This is a genomic window from Paenibacillus darwinianus, from assembly GCF_000598065.1.
In the GTDB taxonomy this organism is placed as follows: Bacteria; Bacillota; Bacilli; order Paenibacillales; family Paenibacillaceae; genus Paenibacillus_I; species Paenibacillus_I darwinianus.
This window is the reverse complement of record NZ_KK082186.1, coordinates 7,146-13,230: the sequence shown is the minus strand read 5'-3', so window position 1 is coordinate 13,230 and position 6,085 is coordinate 7,146. Positions and strand designations below refer to the sequence as shown.

Genomic DNA, 6,085 nt, shown 5'->3' with positions numbered 1-6,085 from the left:
TACGACCGTCTCCCGAGCGTTGAACGGTTACTCCGATGTCAACGAGAAAACGAGAAGCCGAATCAAAAAGCTGGCCGATGAACTCTCTTACCGGCCGAACGCCCAGGCGCAGAGTCTGGTGCTGAAAAAAACGAACACGATCGGCGTCATCATCTCCGAGATCAAGCGCTCCAATGCCAAAGACGCTTTTGCATTCGAAGTGCTTTGCGGCATTAACGACCGCGCCGGAGAGTTGAACTATGACATCCTGCTGTTCAGCACGAATCCCAACAAGCAGCTTAAGAAATCCTACTCGGATCTATGCCGCGAGCGCAATGTGGACGGGGCCATTCTTCAAGGCCTCCGGGTGAGCGATCCTTATTTGAAGGAAGTCATCGATCAGCCGCATTTTCCGTGCGTGCTCATCGACATTCCGGTAGCCGGGGAACGGGTCGGGCATGTGACGACCGACAACGTGAACGGAGCGAGAGAGGCGGTCCGCCACCTGATGGAACTGGGACACCGCCGAATCGCGATGATCAACGGCTACGACGAGGCTTCCGTCAGCCGCGAGCGTTTGTCCGGGTATATGGTGGCGCTGCAGGAGTCGGGAATCGCGTATGAGCCGGCATTGGTGCTGGACGGCAGATTCTCGGAGGAAGGCGGAACCGCCGCCATGCAGCAAATACTGGAGCGGCATCCGGATGTTACGGCCGTATTCTGCGCCAGCGATTTGATGGCGCTCGGCGCCCTTAGAGCTCTAGAGCGCGCAGGACGATCCGTTCCGGATTCGATGTCCATCGTCGGCTTCGACGACATATCGATCGCTTCGTACTGCTCGCCTAATTTGACGACTGTCCGCCAGGAGAAATACGAGCTCGGCTATCAGGCCGCTCAACTGCTGATCGATATGCTGGAGGGGCGACAGGTCCGGCATAAGGTGATGCTTCCGAACGAGTTGATCGTCAGAGACAGCACGTCGCGGCTGCCGTAAATCGTATTGGAATCGCTCGCTGCCGCATTTCTTGCGATTTGCATCTGACGATCCGCAAGAGTCCTTCCGCGCTTCCAAAATCCAAAACGTTTTGGATAATGGTCCGTCACAAACGCCCGGCAGCAGCTGACTTCGATTTAAAGTTCCACTGCGGATCTTTAAATAATAAATTCAACAGATGAAGGGGAGAAGTTCGCATGAAAAAAGAATACAAAGCCATGCTTATCCTGTTTCTGTCATTGATGCTGATTTTGACGGCTTGCGGCGGCAACAACGGCGCAAGCGGCGGCGGCAATACCGGCAACGAGCCTGCAACGGGGACGAACGGCGCAGACGCCAACCAGCCGGCCGATGAGGCGCCGAAGGAGAAGGTCGTGCTGAACGTTCCGCATTATAAAGCAGGCCAGAACGTCGGCGGCAAATTTTTCCTCCCGCAGGTGGAGCGTTTCAACAAGAAATACGAGGGGCAGTACGAAATCAAGATCGAAGAGGTGCCGAACGACGCCTACAAGGAGAAAATCAAGCTGCTCTGGCAGCAGAAGAAGCTGCCTGCCCTGATCGAAGGCGGAGACACGCAATTCATCGATGAATTGATCGCCAAAGACGAGATTTACGATTTGAAGCCTTGGCTGGATTCGAAGCCGGAGCTGAGCAAGCAGCTGATTGCGGACTCGGTTTCTTACAACACGAAGAATGGCAAAATCTACACGATGCCGCTGTCCGTCATCCGCCCGATCGGCCTGTTCTACAACAAAGAAATGTTTGAGAAAGCCGGCATTACGAAGCCGGTCGCCCAAATGACCTTCGCTGAATTCGAGGAAGCGCTTAAACAGCTGAAGGCAGCGGGCTTCACTCCTCTGTCCCTGATGACCGGCGAGAATGCCTGGACGACCATGCTCCTCGCTTCGGCGTTCATGGCCGCTGAACCGGGCGGCGCCGAGGTGCTGCAAAGCGACCGCGCGGACAAAGTTTCGGACTACAAAGATCCGCTGTGGATCAAGGCGTTCGCGGAAACGCAGAAGTGGCTGCAGAACTATACGACGGATAACGCGCTCGGTGCGGCTTATGCCGATGCGGCCAACAACTTCCTTAACGAGCGCGCTGCAATTATTGCGAATGGCACCTGGATGGTCGGCGACTTCTCCGACACGACCAAGGCGCCGGAAGGCTTCGCCAAGAAGGTGGGTGCATCCGTCTATCCGGGCGGTGTAGGTCTTGCGACGACCGCTGAATACTCCTGGTGGATTCCGAAGGGATTAAAGCAGGAAGAGACGGAAGCGGCGCTCGCGTTCCTGGAGTTCATTAATTCGCCCGAGGAGCTGGAAGCTTACATGATCGCGGAAGGCGGCACGGCGCCGAACGTGCAGCAGTCGGCCGAATTCGAATCCAAGCTGGACCCGATTCTCGCGGACATGAACCGCTCGGTGAAGAACGACATGAAGATCATCGCGCAATCGTTCGGCAACGTCTGGCCGGATCAGATCGGCAGCACCGAATTCGCGCAGAATTTGCCGCTGCTGGTCAAAGGCGACCTGACGCCTGAGAAATTCGCGGAAACGTTAACCCAGAAGGCAGGACGCTTCAAATAACGCGGACCAATCAAAGAGCCTTCCATCTCAAGGTGGAAGGCTCCATCTGCACAAGGGGGTGAAGAGATGAAGGACAAAGGGACCAAGTGGTGGATTGCGATTTTCCTTGCGCCTACGCTGCTCGTTCTCGGCTTATTTTACATCGTGCCGATCATTACCGTCTTCACGACCGGGTTCACGGATTGGGACGGCTTCGGCTCGCCTGCGTTCAACGGATTGGACAATTACGTCAATCTGATCACCTATGACAACACCTTTTTCGTCGCGATTCGGAATTTGTTCTTCTGGTCATTGATTGCCGCTACGCTTCATGTCGGGTTCGGAACGCTGGTCGCCTTCATTTTGTACAAAGGTTATTTCGGGTGGCGGTTTGTCCGGGGTGTGTTCATGATTCCGATGGTCATTTCGGCAGCGGCCTGGGCGATGATCTACAAGATCATTTTCAACGACGATATCGGCGTCATCAACAATCTGGTGCGTCAGCTCGGTTTTTCCGGCTTTCACGTCAAATGGTTTTTCGAGTCGCCGGCCTCCTTCTGGGCTGTCACGTTCACGTGGCTGTTCTACGCCGTATATGTAACGCTGATCGTGTACAACGATTTGATGGCGATTCCGAAGGAGATTCACGAGGCCGCCCTGCTGGATGGAGCAGGCGAATGGCAAATTACCCGCTACATCAACCTGCCGCTCGTGAAAAACGCCATCGGCACCGGCATCATCCTGTCGGTCACCGCACGCATCGCCGGGTTCGAGGAAGTGGCGCTCACATCGGGAGGCGGGCCGGGCAACGAGACGTACAACATTACGCTCATGCTGTATGACGGTTTGGTCAATTACGAATACGGTTACGCGAACGCGGCGGCCACGGTCATGATCATTCTCGGCGTGTCCGTCATGCTGCTCATCAACAGGGTGTTCAAAATGAACGAGAAGGTCTACTGAGGAGGTGCCGTCCATGAATACCCGAACCAACAGTCTGGCGGAGCGCCTCTTCTCCTATGCGGTCATGCTGTTCACGGTCATCGTATCCACTTTCCCGATTGTATGGATCGTCGTCTCCTCGTTCAAAACGAACAAGGCGATTCTGGGGGATCCGTTCGCGCTGCCGAGCTCGATCAGCTTCAAGGCGTACGCCGACGTGTTCACCCAATACAACTTTCTTATCTACTTCAAAAATTCATTGATCATCGCCACGACCTCTACGTTGATTGCAGTGTTCATTTATGCCCTTGCCGGCTATATTTTCGGGAAATTCGATTTCTTCGGCAAAAACGTTCTGTTCATCCTCTGCACGATTACGCTGCTCGTCCCCGGCTATGCCCGGGCGCAGCCGATTTTCACGATCGTGATGAAGCTGAATCTGTACGATACGAAGACGGGGCTTGTGCTGGTGTATGCGTCGTTCGGGATGGCGCTTGCCTTGTTCATTCTGCGGGTGACGTTCATGTCGATTCCGAAGGATCTGGATGAAGCGGCTATCATCGACGGGGCGGGCTTCTGGCGGATTTTCTGGCACGTGAATCTGCCGCTGGCGAAGTCCGGGCTGGCGACGTCCGGCATTCTGCTGTTTCTGGCGAACTGGAACGAATATTTCTATGCGCTCGTGCTGACCACCAGCGAAGCGAACCGGACGCTGCCGGTCGCGCTGGGCTTTTTCAACGAGGCGTTTTCTTACAACTACACTTACATGTTCGCGGCGCTCACCATGATCATTATTCCGGGCATCGTCATCTATTTGCTCGTTCAGGAGCAGGTGCAGCAGAGCGTGGCGTCAAGCGGGGTCAAGGGATAAACGACGCGACGCGGAATAAGCCGTGAAACGCGAAGAACCGGGGCTGCAGCTCGCAGCCTGTGCACAAAATTATGCTGAATATGAGGGAAGCCGACATGGACTACAGAGTCATTAAAGAGAACGATCTTTTTCTGCTGACGGACTTGTCCGGAGACATTTCCGAGAGCAATCACGGCCATGGGCTGTACACGAAGGATACGCGCTTTCTGAGCCGTCTGGTCTTGACGATCAACGGGGAAAAACTCCGAATGCTGTCGTCCGAAGCGGACGAAAATTATATTTCGCGGATCGTGCTCACAAACCCGAAAACCGAACGTGACGGGCAGCTGACGTTGTGGCCGGAATCGATTGAAATCGAGCGAACGAGGTTCATCTATCAGGATGTACTCTATGAAACGGTCAAGGCGACCAACTTCAATCCGCACAGTGAGAAGTTTGAGCTTTCCCTGCTGTTCGACGCCGATTTCTGCGATATGTTCATCGTCCGCGGCTTTCAAGACGGTCAGGTCGGCAGGAAAACGGGCGCAAAGCGCAACGGCACCGGCTTCGAGATCGGGTACGAGGGAGCGGACGGCGTGCAGAGGCAGCTGCTGGTGGAATGGGCGGAGGAACCGGCGGACATGGACCTGGCGGAAAATGGCGCCGCAGTGACGTACCGCCTGGAGCTCGGGGCAGGGGAGTCGCGGTCGCTTGATTTCTTCATTGCGCCGGTGGTCGGAGCCGGGAAGGGGAAACCGAAGCGGCATGCCAGAGAAGAGGCTGTCGGGCAGCTGAGCCGCTCCTATGAGGAGTGGGCGCGGGAATCGACCGGCGTGGAGAGCGATCTGCCGCTCTATAACCGCTTGTACGGCCGCGGTCTGCAGGACATTCGCGTGCTGCTCACGGATCTTGGGTGCGGACGTTTCCCGGTAGCCGGGCTGCCGTGGTTTGCCGTTCCGTTCGGCCGGGACAGCCTGATTGCGGCGCTGCAAATGCTGCCGATCCATCCGGAGATCGCCAAGGGCACCATCCTGACGATGGCCCGCTACCAGGGGGGCCGGGAGGACAGCTGGCGCGACGAGCAGCCGGGCAAAATCATGCACGAGCTGCGCAGCGGCGAGCTCGCGGGCACCGATCAGATTCCGTTCACGCCTTATTATGGCACTATCGATGCGACGCCGCTGTTTCTCGTACTGATCGGGGAATATGTGAAATGGACCGACGATGCCGCACTGCTTGAAGCGATGCTGCCGCATATCCGGCGAGCTCTGGCGTGGATCGACAGGTATGGAAACCGTGACGGCAGCGGGTTCGTATCCTATTTTCAGGAATCGGCCAAGGGCATTGCGAATCAGGGCTGGAAGGATTCCGGCAATTCGGTCGTACATCGCAGCGGCGAGTACGCGAAGGCGCCGATTGCGCTGGTTGAAGTTCAGGGGTACGTGTACCAAGCCAAAACGACACTCGGGCTGCTGCTGGAAACGCTGAAGGAGCAATCGGGCGCCGACGATTGGGCCGACTGGTCCTGCCGGTTGAAGTCCGAGGCCGAGGTGCTGAGGGAACGGTTCGAGGAATCGTTCTGGATGGAGGGCGACCGGTTCTACGCGCTGGCGCTTGACGAGGGGCGGAAGCCGGTGGAGACGGTCACCTCCAATCCGGGCCATGTGCTGATGTCAGGCATGATGAAGCGGGAGCGGGCTGCGGCAGTCGCGCACAAGCTAGTGTCGGAGCCGCTGTTCAGCGGCTACGGCA

General features: G+C 56.6%; 5 protein-coding genes. All 5 read left to right on the top strand.

The window, feature by feature from the left end:
- Positions 1–973 (top strand): LacI family DNA-binding transcriptional regulator (locus BG52_RS11945; protein WP_036667325.1); only part of this gene is annotated, 973 nt, incomplete at its 5' end.
- Between the two features lie 197 nt (positions 974–1,170).
- Positions 1,171–2,562, top strand: a complete 1,392-nt coding sequence (locus BG52_RS11940) for an ABC transporter substrate-binding protein (RefSeq protein WP_036585501.1) — start codon at positions 1,171–1,173, stop codon at positions 2,560–2,562.
- 66 nt (positions 2,563–2,628) lie between these two features.
- Positions 2,629–3,504 (top strand): carbohydrate ABC transporter permease, encoded by an 876-nt coding sequence (locus BG52_RS11935; RefSeq protein ID WP_036585499.1) that lies wholly within the window; start codon positions 2,629–2,631, stop codon positions 3,502–3,504.
- 13 nt (positions 3,505–3,517) lie between these two features.
- Positions 3,518–4,354: a carbohydrate ABC transporter permease gene (locus BG52_RS11930; protein WP_036585497.1), complete on the top strand. Its 837-nt coding sequence runs from the start codon at positions 3,518–3,520 to the stop codon at positions 4,352–4,354.
- 95 nt (positions 4,355–4,449) lie between these two features.
- Positions 4,450–6,085 (top strand): amylo-alpha-1,6-glucosidase (locus BG52_RS11925; protein ID WP_036667324.1); only part of this gene is annotated, 1,636 nt, incomplete at its 3' end.

Coding starts and splice junctions, on each gene's coding strand:
- BG52_RS11940 (WP_036585501.1), top strand. CDS start 1,171: ATGAAAAAAGAATACAAAGCCATGCTTATCCTGTTTCTGTCATTGATG.
- BG52_RS11930 (WP_036585497.1), top strand. CDS start 3,518: ATGAATACCCGAACCAACAGTCTGGCGGAGCGCCTCTTCTCCTATGCG.
- BG52_RS11935 (WP_036585499.1), top strand. CDS start 2,629: ATGAAGGACAAAGGGACCAAGTGGTGGATTGCGATTTTCCTTGCGCCT.